The sequence below is a fragment of the Acidovorax sp. GW821-FHT10A04 genome (genome assembly GCF_059415825.1).
The window spans coordinates 826,478-838,213 of sequence record NZ_JBWKNZ010000001.1; the positions used below are offsets into that span (position 1 = coordinate 826,478).

At 69.7% G+C, this 11,736-nt stretch carries 13 protein-coding genes and 1 pseudogene; 7 read left to right on the forward strand and 7 right to left on the reverse strand.

The window, feature by feature from the left end; genetic code table 11:
• The 6 genes from AC07PF_RS03755 (at position 1) to AC07PF_RS03780 (ending at position 5,719) form a co-directional block, all read left to right on the forward strand.
• The gene (locus AC07PF_RS03755; RefSeq protein ID WP_494609232.1) at positions 1 to 492 is read left to right on the forward strand and encodes a MarR family winged helix-turn-helix transcriptional regulator; all 492 of its coding nucleotides are present in this window, start codon (positions 1 to 3) and stop codon (positions 490 to 492) included.
• Positions 489 to 1,343 (forward strand): enoyl-CoA hydratase family protein, encoded by an 855-nt coding sequence (locus AC07PF_RS03760; RefSeq protein ID WP_007854306.1) that lies wholly within the window; start codon positions 489 to 491, stop codon positions 1,341 to 1,343. Before AC07PF_RS03755 ends, AC07PF_RS03760 begins: the two co-directional genes overlap by 4 nt.
• Positions 1,344 to 1,347: 4 nt before the next feature.
• A complete protein-coding gene (locus AC07PF_RS03765) occupies positions 1,348 to 2,547 on the forward strand; it encodes an acyl-CoA dehydrogenase family protein (RefSeq protein WP_494610931.1) in 1,200 nt (399 codons plus the stop codon).
• A 25-nt stretch (positions 2,548 to 2,572) separates the two neighbouring features.
• Positions 2,573 to 4,240 carry an AMP-binding protein gene (locus AC07PF_RS03770; RefSeq protein ID WP_494610932.1) on the forward strand — a complete coding sequence of 556 codons (1,668 nt, stop codon included), beginning with the start codon at positions 2,573 to 2,575 and terminating at the stop codon, positions 4,238 to 4,240.
• The gene (locus AC07PF_RS03775) at positions 4,237 to 4,635 is read left to right on the forward strand and encodes a RidA family protein (protein ID WP_494610933.1); all 399 of its coding nucleotides are present in this window, start codon (positions 4,237 to 4,239) and stop codon (positions 4,633 to 4,635) included. Before AC07PF_RS03770 ends, AC07PF_RS03775 begins: the two co-directional genes overlap by 4 nt.
• Positions 4,636 to 4,741: 106 nt before the next feature.
• Positions 4,742 to 5,719: a molybdopterin-binding oxidoreductase gene (locus AC07PF_RS03780; protein ID WP_494610934.1), complete on the forward strand. Its 978-nt coding sequence runs from the start codon at positions 4,742 to 4,744 to the stop codon at positions 5,717 to 5,719.
• A 6-nt stretch (positions 5,720 to 5,725) separates the two neighbouring features.
• On the opposite strand, the gene AC07PF_RS03785 is transcribed toward AC07PF_RS03780, so the two are convergent.
• Entirely contained in the window at positions 5,726 to 6,679 is a 954-nt protein-coding gene (locus tag AC07PF_RS03785; RefSeq protein ID WP_494610935.1) for an EamA family transporter, read from the reverse strand.
• Positions 6,680 to 6,749: 70 nt separating this feature from the next.
• Between AC07PF_RS03785 and AC07PF_RS03790 the strand changes: the two genes are divergently transcribed.
• Positions 6,750 to 7,238 carry an Lrp/AsnC family transcriptional regulator gene (locus tag AC07PF_RS03790; protein WP_494610936.1) on the forward strand — a complete coding sequence of 163 codons (489 nt, stop codon included), beginning with the start codon at positions 6,750 to 6,752 and terminating at the stop codon, positions 7,236 to 7,238.
• A gap of 140 nt (positions 7,239 to 7,378) precedes the next feature.
• On the opposite strand, the gene AC07PF_RS03795 is transcribed toward AC07PF_RS03790, so the two are convergent.
• From AC07PF_RS03795 to AC07PF_RS03820, 6 genes and pseudogenes are all read right to left on the reverse strand, one after another.
• Positions 7,379 to 8,206 (reverse strand): aspartate dehydrogenase, encoded by an 828-nt coding sequence (locus tag AC07PF_RS03795; protein WP_494610937.1) that lies wholly within the window; start codon positions 8,204 to 8,206, stop codon positions 7,379 to 7,381.
• Positions 8,203 to 8,805, reverse strand: coding sequence for a 3-hydroxyanthranilate 3,4-dioxygenase (locus AC07PF_RS03800; RefSeq protein WP_494610938.1), 603 nt, complete (start codon positions 8,803 to 8,805; stop codon positions 8,203 to 8,205). The genes AC07PF_RS03795 and AC07PF_RS03800 overlap by 4 nt, the downstream gene beginning before the upstream one ends.
• A gap of 8 nt (positions 8,806 to 8,813) precedes the next feature.
• Positions 8,814 to 9,458 carry an SRPBCC family protein gene (locus AC07PF_RS03805; RefSeq protein ID WP_494611000.1) on the reverse strand — a complete coding sequence of 215 codons (645 nt, stop codon included), beginning with the start codon at positions 9,456 to 9,458 and terminating at the stop codon, positions 8,814 to 8,816.
• Positions 9,438 to 10,241: pseudogene (locus AC07PF_RS03810) on the reverse strand (FAD binding domain-containing protein); the annotation flags it as partial. The gene AC07PF_RS03805 and the pseudogene AC07PF_RS03810, both read right to left, overlap by 21 nt.
• Positions 10,238 to 10,741 carry a (2Fe-2S)-binding protein gene (locus AC07PF_RS03815; RefSeq protein ID WP_494610939.1) on the reverse strand — a complete coding sequence of 168 codons (504 nt, stop codon included), beginning with the start codon at positions 10,739 to 10,741 and terminating at the stop codon, positions 10,238 to 10,240. The gene AC07PF_RS03815 and the pseudogene AC07PF_RS03810, both read right to left, overlap by 4 nt.
• A 13-nt stretch (positions 10,742 to 10,754) precedes the next feature.
• Positions 10,755 to 11,735 carry a dihydrodipicolinate synthase family protein gene (locus AC07PF_RS03820; RefSeq protein WP_494610940.1) on the reverse strand — a complete coding sequence of 327 codons (981 nt, stop codon included), beginning with the start codon at positions 11,733 to 11,735 and terminating at the stop codon, positions 10,755 to 10,757.
• Position 11,736: the final 1 nt, after the last annotated feature.

Below are 11,736 nucleotides of genomic sequence, written 5' to 3' on the forward strand. Positions count from 1 at the left end.
ATGGACCTCGAAGCCCGACTGCACGGCGCCGCGCCGAGCGAACACCCCGAGGCCCTGCGCCTGTGGCTGCGCATGCTGACCTGCACCCAGCTGATCGAAAAGCAGGTGCGCGCCGGCCTGCGCGAGCGCTTCGACACCACGCTGCCACGCTTCGACCTGATGGCGCAGCTCGAGCGCTCGCCCGACGGACTGAAGATGAAGGACCTGTCGCGCCGCATGATGGTCACGAGCGGCAACGTCACCGGCATCACCGACCAGCTCGTGGCCGAAGGCCTGGTGGAGCGCGTGGAGGTCGAGGGCGACCGCCGCGCCTACTGCGTGCGCCTGACCCCCCAGGGCCGCGCCCAGTTCAACGAGATGGCGCGCCAGCACGAGCAGTGGATCGTCGAGGCCTTCGCCTCGCTGGGCGAGCGCGACATCGCCACCTTGCACCGGCTGCTGGGCAAGGTCAAGGAACACACCCTCAAAAACCCCGTGGAGACAGAACAATGAAGCACAACATCGGCGCCGGCAACCCCATGCGCGCACAGTTCGAACCCAAGGCCCCGTACACGGCGCAGCACTTTGCCTGGAGCTTTGCCGATGGCGTGGGCACCGTCACGCTGAACCGGCCCGAGCGCAAGAACCCGCTGACCTTCCAGAGCTATGCGGAGCTGCGCGACTTCTTCTACGCGCTGCGCTTTGCCACCGACGTGAAGTGTGTGGTGGTCACGGGCGCGGGCGGCAATTTCTGCTCGGGCGGCGACGTGCACGAGATCATCGGCCCGCTGACCGGCATGACCATGCCCGAGCTGCTCGAATTCACGCGCATGACGGGCGACCTGGTCAAGGCCATGCGCGCCTGCCCGCAGCCCATCCTGGGCGCCATCGACGGCATCTGCGCTGGTGCGGGCGCCATGATGGCGCTGGCCTGCGACATGCGCTACGGCACGGCAGCGGCCAAGACGGCCTTCCTGTTCACCCGCGTGGGCCTGGCCGGGGCGGACATGGGCGCCTGCGCACTGCTGCCGCGCCTGATCGGCCAGGGCCGCGCCTCGGAGCTGTTGTTCACCGGCCGCTCCATGACGGCGCAGGAAGGCCTGGCCTGGGGCTTCTTCAACGACCTGTACGAACCGGCCGACCTGCTGGCCCAGGTGCAGGAAACCGCGCGCGCTCTGGCCAGCGGCCCCACCTTCGCCCACGGCATGACCAAGACCATGCTCGGCCAGGAATGGGCCATGACCATCGACCAGGCCATCGAGGCCGAGGCCCAGGCCCAGGCCATCTGCATGCAGACGCAGGACTTCCGCCGCGCCTACGAGGCCTTCGCGGCCAAGCAGAAACCCGTGTTCCAGGGGGACTGACGCCATGCACATCGCCACCCCACCGGCGCCCTGCCCGCCCTCCACGGCCCACCTGGACCTGCCCTTCTTCGACGACGCGCACCGCGAGCTGGCGCGCGGCCTGGTGCCCTGGGCTGCCGCCCAGGACGTGGACGAAACCGACGACCGCGCCGCCTGCCGCGACTGGGTACAGCGCCTGGGCGCTGGCGGCTGGCTGCGCTACTGCGTGCCCGCCGCGCACGGCGGCGCCCTGCCCGCGCTGGATTCGCGCGCGCTGGTGCTGCTGCGCGAGACGCTGGCCTACCACTCGCCGCTGGCCGACTTCGCATTTGCCATGCAGGGCCTGGGCAGCGGCGCCATCACCCTGGCCGGCAGCACCGCCCAGCAGGCGCACTACCTGCAGGGCGTGGCCAGCGGTCAGCTGATCGCGGCCTTCGCGCTGAGTGAGCCCGAGGCCGGATCGGACGTGGGCGCAATGCGCACCACGGCACTGCCTGCCGCGGGCGGCGCCTATGCCCTCAACGGCAGCAAGACCTGGATCAGCAACGGCGGCATCGCCGACTTTTACTGCGTGTTTGCCAAGACCGATCCGGACGGCGGCACACGCGGCATCAGCGCCTTCATCGTCGACGCCACGGCCAAAGGCCTGGACACGTCGCAGCACATCCACGTGATGGCCCCGCACCCGCTGGCCACGCTGGCCTTCACAGGCTGCCAGGTGCCGGCCACGGCCTTGCTGGGCGAGTTGAACGGCGGCTTCAAGCTGGCCATGCGCACCCTCGACATTTTCCGCGCCTCGGTCGCCGCAGCCGCCCTGGGCATGGCCCGGCGCGCGCTGGCCGAGGCCGTGCACCATGCGCGCCAGCGCCGCATGTTCGGCCAGACGCTGGCGGACTTCCAGCTCACGCAGGCGCGCATCGGCGAGATGGCGGCGCTGGTGGACAGCGCGGCGCTGCTCACCTACCGCGCCGCCTGGCTGCGCGACGAGGGCGAAAAGCGCGGCGGCACCCGTGTGACGGCCGAGGCGGCCATGGCCAAGATGACCGCCACCGAGAACGCCCAGCGCGTGATCGACATGGCCCTGCAGCTGCACGGCGGGCGCGGCGTGGAAGTGGGCAGCAAGGTGGAGAGCCTGTACCGCGACATCCGCTCGCTGCGCATCTACGAGGGCGCGACCGAAGTGCAGCAGCTCATCATCGGCAAGGCCGCCCTGCAGGCGTCCTGAACCTCCATCGAAGAGGAGCATTCCCATGGCCCACCCCAGCGCCCAGCCCGACCACTTCGTTCACGACCGCCTGCCGCCAGCGCAGGCCCTGCCCACGCTGCGCTACGGCGCACCGGAGTTGCAGATCCCCGACCAGGCCAACCTGGTGCAGGCCCTGTTCGACCAGGCCGAACGCGCCGGCCACGGCGACCGGCCCCTGCTGCGTGGCCCGCAGCGCAGCTACACCTACCGCGAGGCACGCACCGAGGCCGCGCGCATTGCCGAGCTGCTCACGAAAGAGCATGGCCTGGTGCCCGGCAACCGCGTGCTGCTGCGCGGCGGCAACACGGTGGAGATGGCGCTGGCCTGGCTGGGCGTGGTGCATGCCGGCCTCGTCGCGGTGGCCACCATGCCGCTGCTGCGTGCGGTGGAACTGGGCAGCATCATCGAGCGGTCCCAGCCCACGCTGGCGCTGTGCGATGGCCGGCTGCTGGCCGAGCTGCAGGCGGCGCAGGCGGATCACCCGGCGCTCGCGGCCATCGTCCCCTTCCATACCGCGCCCGATGCAGGCGACCTGCTGACGCGCGCGCAGGCCCTGCCGGGTAACCAGCCGGCCTGCCCGACCGCGGCCGACGACGTGGCGCTGATGGCCTTCACCTCGGGCACCACGGGCGCACCCAAGGCCGCCGTGCACACGCACCGCGACGTGCTGGCCGCCTGCGAGGCCTGGCCGCGCCATGTGCTGCGCGCCCGGCCCGAGGACATCGTGGCGGGCTCGCCGCCGCTGGCCTTCACCTTCGGCCTGGGCGGGCTGCTGGTGTTCCCGATGTGGGCCGGGGCCAGCGTCTACTTCCCCGACCAGCCCTACACGCCCGAGACCATGGTGCGCCTGATGCGCGAGGCCGGCGTGACCATCTGCTACACCGCGCCCACCTTCTACCGCCAGATGGCGCCCTTTGCACGCCAGCTGAGCCTGCCCACGCTGCGCACCAGCGTGAGCGCAGGCGAGGCCCTGCCCGATGCCACGCGCCAGCTGTGGAAGGAGGCCACGGGCATCGACATGACCGACGGCATCGGCGCCACCGAAATGTTCCACATCTTCATCTCGGCCGCGGGCGGCGAGAGCCGTGCCGGCGCCATCGGCAAGGTGGTGCCGGGCTACGAGGCCAAGGTGGTGGACGGCCAGGGCCAGGAACTGCCGCGCGGCACGGTGGGCAAGCTCGCCGTGGTCGGCCCCACGGGCTGCCGCTACCTCGACGACCCGCGCCAGGCCAAGTACGTGAAGGACGGCTGGAACTACCCGGGCGACGCCTTCGTGCAGGACGCGGACGGCTACTTCTTCTACCAGGCGCGCGATGACGACATGATCATCACCGCGGGCTACAACGTCGGCGGCCCCGAGGTGGAGGACGCCCTGCTGCGCCACCCGGCTGTGGCCGAGTGCGCCGTGATCGGCGTGCCCGACGAGGAGCGCGGCATGGTGGTCAAGGCCTTCTGCGTGCTCAAGCCCGGCCACACGGGCGACGCCGCCATGGCCAAGGCCCTTCAGGACCACGTGAAGGCCACCATCGCGCCGTTCAAGTACCCGCGCCTGGTGGAATTCGCCACCTCGCTGCCGCGCACCGAGACTGGCAAACTCCAGCGCTTTCGGCTGCGCCAGCGCGAAGCCGCAGCAGCGTCCGCCGCTGCCAACCCGACCACCAAGACACCATGAACACCCACTTGCACCCCCCTGGCTGGGTCACCCCCAAAGGCTACGCCAACGGCGTGGCCGCGCGCGGCACGATGATCTTCACCGGCGGCCAGATCGGCTGGAATGCAGCGCAGCAGTTCGAGAGCGATGACTTCATCGCCCAGACGCGCCAGACCCTGCTCAACGTGCGCGCCGTGCTCGAAGCCGGCGGCGCCGGCCCCGAGCACCTGGTGCGACTGACCTGGTACGTGGTGGACCGCAACGAATACAACGCCCGCCTGAAGGAACTGGGCGTGGTCTACCGCGAGGTGCTGGGCAAGAACTTCCCGGCCATGGCCTGCGTGCAGGTGGCCGGCCTGATGGAAGAGCGCGCCAAGATCGAGATCGAAGCCACCGCCGTCATCCCGGACGCCTGAACCCGCGGCCATTTCCCTCCGCCGTGCCGCGGCAGAGGCGGCATGCACACGCTCCATGAATTCGCTATGACAAAATGGAATAGCGAACCAACATGGAGGAGAACGCATGCAATCCACGACACCACGTCCCCATCGATTCTTGGCCGTCGGCCTGGCCACCACCCTGCTGCTGGCCCTGGCGGCCTGCGGCGGCAGCGACGAGGGGCCGTCCGTCCGCATCCAGGGCGCGGTGGACAGGGCCGGCAACTACGACACCGCTGCGCTGCAGCGCCAGCCGGCCGTCACGCAGTCGGTCACGTTCACGAGCGGCAGCGGAAGCCAGTCGCGCACCTACACGGGCGCCACGCTGTGGTCGGTGCTGAGCGATGCAGGCATCACCCTCGACGCCACCCGAAAGAACGATGGCCTGAACCGCTATGTGCTGGCCACGGGCAGTGACGGCTACCGCGTGGCCTTCGGCCTGGGCGAGATCAACCCCGAGTTCGGCAACAAGGCCAGCGTGGTGGCCTATGCGGAGACGCAGAGCGGCTCTTCGGGCCCGCTCGCCAGCGCCGATGGCCCCTTCCGCGTGACGGCGCCCGGTGACGTCAAGGGCGGGCGCTATGTCTCCAACCTCGTGCGGCTGGAGGTGCGGCCCTCGGGCTCCACGGCAGTGGCCGCGGGTGGCGGCGTGTCCGGCAGTTTGGCGGTGTCCGGCGCAGTGACCAAGCCAACGAGTTTCGACCTGGCAGCACTGCAGGCCCTGCCGGCCAGCACGGTCACGGTGGCGGGCACCGCCTACACAGGCGTGAACCTGTGGACGCTGCTGAACGGCAGCACCGGCCTGAAGACCGACGCCACGGCCAAGAACCCCACGCTGGCCATGGTGGCCGTGGCCACCGGCAGCGATGGCTACAAGGCCCTGGTGTCACTGGGCGAGATCGACCCCGGCTTCGGCGCCAAGGGCGCCCTGGTCGCCTATGCCGCCAACGGAGAAGGCCTGGGCGCCAACGGGATGGCACGGCTGATCGTGCCCGGCGAGGTCAAGCAGAGCCGCTCGGTCTCGAACCTCAGCCACATCGAGGTCATCACCGCAGCACCTTGAAGCCCATCAGCGGACAGGCGCGCCGCCTGAGGGTACTGAGGCCCCTCGGCGCGCCCAGCGCGCCTGGATGGTCTTGCCGTAGAGGATGAACACCAGCGCCGCGCCGATCAGCGGCAGCGCGGCATAGACCCAGCCCGTGAGCAGTTCCCCGCCCAGCGCCACGCCCACCAGCAGGGCGACGGCGGGGTTCACGAAGGAGTAGCTGCCGGCCAGCGCAGCCGAGGTGTTCTGCAGCAGCCACAGGTAGGCATTGAGCGCCACCAGCGTGCCGAAGAACAGCAGGTACACCCAGGCGGCCCAGGACTTGGCGCTGACCTGGCCCAGCGCGCTCACGGGCTCGAAGCACAGCGCCACCACCAGGCCCATGGCCCCGCCCGTGAACCACTGCGCGGCCGAGGCCATGGCCGGTGCCGGCAGGGTCAGCCTGCGCGAGGCGTAGGAGCCGATGCTCCAGCACAGTGGCGCGCCAAAGGCCAGCAGCGCGCCCAGCCAGGTAGCCGAGAAGTCGCCCTCCAGCGCGAGCAGCAGCGCGCCCACCACGCCCAGGGCCAGGCCGATCCAGCTGGTGGCGGGCACGCGCTCGCCGCCCCAGCGCGACCACAGGGCCAGCCACATGGGCATGGTGGTGACCACCGTGGCCATCAGGCCCGAGCCGATGCCCATCTTCTGCGCAAAGCCCATGAGGTTCATGGCCAGGAACACCATGCAGCCACCGACCACGGCCGAGTTGCGCCACTGCACGGCCGTGGGCAGGGCATGGCCCTGCCACAGCGCCACCGCCAGCATGATGGCCCCGGCACAAAGGAAGCGGATGGCATTCATCAGCAGCGGCGGCATGGTCTGCACCGCGATGCCGATGGCGAAATAGGTGGTGCCCCAGACGATGTACACCAGCAGCAAGGCGATGGCGATAGCCCACACACGGCGGTCGCCTGCTTGCGCATTGAAAAATGTCGGCATATTCTTCACCTGACCGGAAAATTTATGGAAATCACAGGGATTTCGGAATTTTTACCAAATTCATGCGCTTATGCAAGCAAATATTCAGACAGATGAGATAGACACCAGAATTATTTCTGCCTTGGGCACCGATGGCCGACGTTCATACGCCGACGTCGGGGCCGAAGTGGGCCTGTCGACGGCGGCTGTGCATGAGCGGGTGAAGAAGATGCTGGACAAGGGCGTGATCCGCCGCTTCTCGATCAGCGTGGACCACGAGCGCGTGGGGCTGAACTTCACGGCCTTCGTAGCCATCCGCAACGATGGCGGCATCCACTGCCGCGACGTGGCGCCACGCCTGCGCGCCATGCCCCAGGTGGAGGAATTGCACAGCGTGGCCGGCGAGTACGACTTCCTGGCCAAGATCCGCACCACGCATGCGCGTGCGCTGGAAGACGTGATCTACGAGATCAAGGCGATTGCGGGTGTGGCCCGCACCACCAGCACGGTGGTGCTGAACACCGAGTTCGAGGACCGGCCGCTGGACCTGAACTGGATGAACGACAAGAGCACCCCCTGAGTCGCTTCGCGCCTTCCCCCTCTCTCATATTGCTTCGCAATCTGGGAGGGGGACGCCCCCGGTGCGGCGGGGCGGCCCTTGCACGGGGGCACTGGCCTTGGCAGCGCCCGTTTCATGCGCCACCATGGACCACTGAGATGTCAGATGGCGATGCCCACTGCGGCGTTGTGCACTGCGCGCACCAGGCTGTAGACCGTGAGCGCCGAGGTCTTGGGGTTGGCCGCCAGCGGCAGGTTCTCCATCTGCAGTTCCAGCCGACCGAAGGCGCCGCGCGCGATGACGGCGTGCACGTTGCGGGTGACGCCCGGGTCGGCCACCAGCTCCACCTGGGTGCGATCCAGCCCCAGACCCGCCAAAGACACCGTGGCCGCCACGTTGGCATTCTTCGGGAACTGCCGTGCCGCTTCGCGTGCGCTGCCGCGAAAGATGACCTGCGGTGCCACCAGGCGGGCCAGGTCGAAGGCCTGCTCGGCCGGCGTGCCCGCCCAGCTCAGCGGCGGCTTGCGCCCCACGTAGGTCACCTCGTCGAGCCCGCCGAAGCGCGCCGCTGCCAATGCGTCGATGGCGCCGATGGCACCGGACACCAGCTGCAGCCGGGTTCCGCCCTCCTGCGCAGCAGCCTCCAGCCGCGTGAGCAGGTCTGCGTCGTGCAATGCGCCCACCGAGGCCATGGCGCAGGGGATGCCGGCCTGCAGTGCGGGCACCACATGGGCCAGCACCGCCGCATGGCCCGCGCATTCGACGACGAGATCGGGGCGCTGCACCGGCCCGAGGTCCAGCGTGCTGGCCACGCGCACCTGCGGCGCGAGCGCCGCGCAAGCCGTCTGGGCGGCCGCGAGGGAAGCCGGGGACACGATGACCTGCGCCAGGTGCACACGGTCATCGCCCGCCAGTTCCTGCGCCAGGGCCTGGCCGATGGCACCAAAGCCGACCACGGCAAGCCGCAGCGGTGAACGGTGCCCTGTCATGCGGCCGTACCGGGGAAATGCACCCCACAGCGCGCATGCCAGCTGCGCCAGTCGCGGCCCGGGTGCACCTCGCCGCAGTGCGCGCAGGTGCGTTCGGCCGGTGCCGAATCGTAGAACGCGGTGTAGGTGCGCGGCAGATCCTCGACGATGCTCGTGAGCTGTAACTCGCTGCGCACCACCAGGCCGCCGCAGGCGGCGCAGTACCACTCGAAGGCGTCGATCGAGCCCACCGGCCGGTTGCGCTCCACCACCGTGCACAGGCTGCCCGGCTCGGGCCGCTGGGGCGAGTGGCGCACGTGCGCAGGCAACAGGAAGATGTCGCCCTCGCGCAGGTGCACGCGCTCGAACTTGCCGCGGTCGGCGATCAGCAGCGAGGCATTGCCCTTGAACTGGTGGAAGTACTCCTCGTAGGGGTCGTCATGGAAGTCGGTGCGCTCGTTGGGGCCGCCCACCACGGTGCAGACCAGGTCGGCGTTCTTCCAGATCTGCTGGTTGCCCACGGGCGGCTGCAGGCGCGCGCTGTGGGCATCGAGCCACTGCTGGAAGTTCAGGGGCTTGCTGTAGTGGTCGTAGGCCAGATCGGCCGGTTGGTAGGGCATGGGAACACTCACTTTCGAGACAGGGAAAACCGCCGCGCCAGCAGGCGCTGCAGCCTGTGCCACGGGGAAGGAGGAGGCAGGTGACCGGCAGGCACGCCCAGCACCCGGCCAAAGCGCTCGAAGAACTCTTCGCTGAGCTTGCGCGAGCTGGCCTCGACCAGCCGGTTGCCGAACTGCGCCAGGCGCCCGCTGAGTTGCACCTGCACCCACCAGTGCAGCACCGTGCCGCCGTCGCCGGTGGGCTCGAAGCGCACGCGCGCCGTGCCCTGGCCGCTGCCCAGGGCGCCGGCCTGGCCCACGAAGACCATGGTCAGCGCGCGCGGCGGCTGCAGGTCGCGCAGTGTGACCTCGCTCTTGAAACGCACCGACAGCGGGCCCAGGCCGACCTTGACCGTGGCCTCGTAGTCGGTGGCGCTGCGCTGCACCAGCGCTTCGCAGCCGGGAATGCTGGCCTGCAGGTTCTGTGCATCGAGGATGGCCTGCCAGACCTGGGCCGGCGGCGCCGCCAACGCCTGGCTGCCGCCGAAGCCGTCCTTGGGCACGGCTTCGGTGTCTGGCGTGGCAGGCGCCTGCCGAACCGCCGGTGGCGCCAGCGGCGCATGGCGCGGCAGTGCCTCGCCCGTGAGGGCGACCACGCAGCGCCGGGCCAGCACCCCGGCCAGATGGCAGCGATAACCGGCCGAGGCATGCAGGTCGCCCAGCGCCGTGAGGTCATCGGAGGGGATGGCAGACAAGGCCGCCAGGCCGAACTGGCCGCCAAGCGCCTGTTCGGCCCCAGGCCAGCGCGCGATGCCCATGCCCAGCCCGGTCACGGCCACGCGCACCTGGCCCGGCACGGTATGCGCCACAGCCACGCCCACCAGCGCAAAGCGCGAGGCAGGCTGCTCGAACTTGAGGTAATGCAGGCCCTGCAGCCGGGGGAAGCGCACGCCGACGATCAGCTCGCCCGGTTCCAGCGCCGTGCTGTACAGACCCTGGAAGTAGTCGTCTGCCGCAATCTCGCGCCGCGCGGTGACGATGGTGGCACCCGCCGCCATCACCCCGGTGGGCCAGCAGGCCGCGGGGTCGTTGTGCGCCAGCGAGCCGCCGATGGTGCCCATGGCACGCACCTGCGCATCGGCGATGCCGCCGGCCAGGGCCGCCAGGCCCGGGGCGAAACCCCGCACGGTGGCACTGGCCGCCACGCTGGCATGCGTGGCCATGGCGCCGATCCAGAGCGCTGGCGCACCCTCCGGACCGGTCTCCACGCGGATGTCGCGCAGGCCCGGCACGTCCTGCAGGTCGACCAGCACCGCCGGCGTGGCCATGCCCAGCTTCATCGCGGCCAGCAGCGACTGGCCGCCAGCCAGCCAGGCCTGGCTGCCTTGCGCAGACGCGGGCATCAGCGCCAACGCCTCGGCCAGCGAAGCGGGTCGATGGAAGTCCAATGCGTTCATGCCGGCTCCGTTCCGCGCATGGCGACCAGTCCCTCGCAGACCGCCTTCACGATGCCCTCGTAGCCCGTGCAGCGGCACAGGTTGCCGCCCAGGGCATGGCGCACCCAGTGCGGGTCGATGGACTCCTCGGCGGCCTCGGGCTCATCGGCCAGGGCCACCGCACGCATCAGAAAGCCCGGCGTGCAGAAGCCGCACTGCAGCGCATGGTGCCGGCTGAAGGCCTGCTGCATGGGGTGCAGCCGATCGGGTGCCGGGGCCAGCCCTTCGACCGTGCGCACGGCCCGGCCCTGCACCTGCAGGGCCAGCACATTGCACGACTTCACGGCCCGGCCGTCCACCTGCACCGTGCAGGCACCGCACTGGGCCGTGTCGCAGCCCTGGTGCGTGCCGCGCAGGGCCAGCGGGCCACGCAGGCAATCCACCAGCAATGTGTTGGCTTCCACCTGCACGCTGCAGGCCTGGCCGTTGACCTGCAACTGGATCGGCATCCTCTGGCTCATGCGGGTGCGCGCCTCAGGCCAGGCGCAGGCCGCAGCCTGCAAAGGCTTCGCGCGTGGCAGCCAGCTCGGCCTCGGTCATGTTCAGCAGTGGCCGGCGCACGGGGCCGCCGTGCTGGCCCAGCAGTTCCTGCCAGGCCTTGCCGTGCGCCTGCGGCTTGCCGGCGGGCTTGCTGGCGCGGAATGCGGCGCGCACCGGCTCCAGGCTGTCGCGCACCTTGCGCGCTTCGGCGTGCTGGCCGGCAAAGGCCAGGCGGGTGTACTCGTTCATGCGCTGGTCCACCTTGGTCTGCAGCAGGAAGGGCGGCGTGGAGCACAGGTAGAGCTTCCAGTTGAGCTCGATGATGTTTTCCAGCCAGTCTTCCTCGGAAGGGTTGCTCACCTGGATCTTGTGGCCGGCCAGTTCGGTCAGGCGCTTGTAGCGCGCGCGGTCGGCGCTGTACTTGATGGCCACGATGTTGGGCAGGTCGGCGATGCGGTTGCACAGCTCAGGGCTCATGGTATAGCCGCAGTCGGGGTGGTTCCACATGGCGATGCCGATGTCGAGCTGCTCCGACAGGTAGCGGTAGTACTCGTAGATCGTCTCTTCCGTATCGGCGCCGAAGTGCAGCACCGGGCTGTGCACGATCACGTAGTCGGCACCGACCTGGGCCGAATGGCGCGCCAGGTCGAGCACCACGTCGAGGTTGGTGTCCGAGCACGAGGTGATGATGCCGCAGCGGCCGATGCCGCCGCGGTTGCCCGCAGCCTGCGCGGCCTCGACCGACAGGGTGATCAGGCGCTTGCGCTCCTCGATCGACATGGCGAAGAACTCGGCCTGCTTGCCCGCGATGAACAGGCCGCCCAGCTTCAGGTCGCGGATCCAGTGGTCCATGTTCTGGCGCAGCGCCTTCTCGTCGATGCGCAGGGCCCCGTCGAAGGGCGTGAGGTTGGCAGCCCAGACGCCGACGAAGTGTTCGCGGGCATATTCCTTGGCTTCAGACTTCTTGTAATCCATG

Bases quoted from the DNA above. Each gene is read 5' to 3' on its own strand.
- AC07PF_RS03785 (WP_494610935.1), bottom strand. From the start codon at position 6,679: ATGCCGACATTTTTCAATGCGCAAGCAGGCGACCGCCGTGTGTGGGCT.
- AC07PF_RS03820 (WP_494610940.1), bottom strand. From the start codon at position 11,735: ATGGATTACAAGAAGTCTGAAGCCAAGGAATATGCCCGCGAACACTTC.
- AC07PF_RS03815 (WP_494610939.1), bottom strand. From the start codon at position 10,741: ATGAGCCAGAGGATGCCGATCCAGTTGCAGGTCAACGGCCAGGCCTGC.
- AC07PF_RS03800 (WP_494610938.1), bottom strand. From the start codon at position 8,805: ATGCCCTACCAACCGGCCGATCTGGCCTACGACCACTACAGCAAGCCC.
- AC07PF_RS03790 (WP_494610936.1), top strand. From the start codon at position 6,750: ATGCAAGCAAATATTCAGACAGATGAGATAGACACCAGAATTATTTCT.
- AC07PF_RS03780 (WP_494610934.1), top strand. From the start codon at position 4,742: ATGCAATCCACGACACCACGTCCCCATCGATTCTTGGCCGTCGGCCTG.
- AC07PF_RS03795 (WP_494610937.1), bottom strand. From the start codon at position 8,206: ATGACAGGGCACCGTTCACCGCTGCGGCTTGCCGTGGTCGGCTTTGGT.
- AC07PF_RS03765 (WP_494610931.1), top strand. From the start codon at position 1,348: ATGCACATCGCCACCCCACCGGCGCCCTGCCCGCCCTCCACGGCCCAC.
- AC07PF_RS03775 (WP_494610933.1), top strand. From the start codon at position 4,237: ATGAACACCCACTTGCACCCCCCTGGCTGGGTCACCCCCAAAGGCTAC.
- AC07PF_RS03770 (WP_494610932.1), top strand. From the start codon at position 2,573: ATGGCCCACCCCAGCGCCCAGCCCGACCACTTCGTTCACGACCGCCTG.
- AC07PF_RS03760 (WP_007854306.1), top strand. From the start codon at position 489: ATGAAGCACAACATCGGCGCCGGCAACCCCATGCGCGCACAGTTCGAA.
- AC07PF_RS03755 (WP_494609232.1), top strand. From the start codon at position 1: ATGGACCTCGAAGCCCGACTGCACGGCGCCGCGCCGAGCGAACACCCC.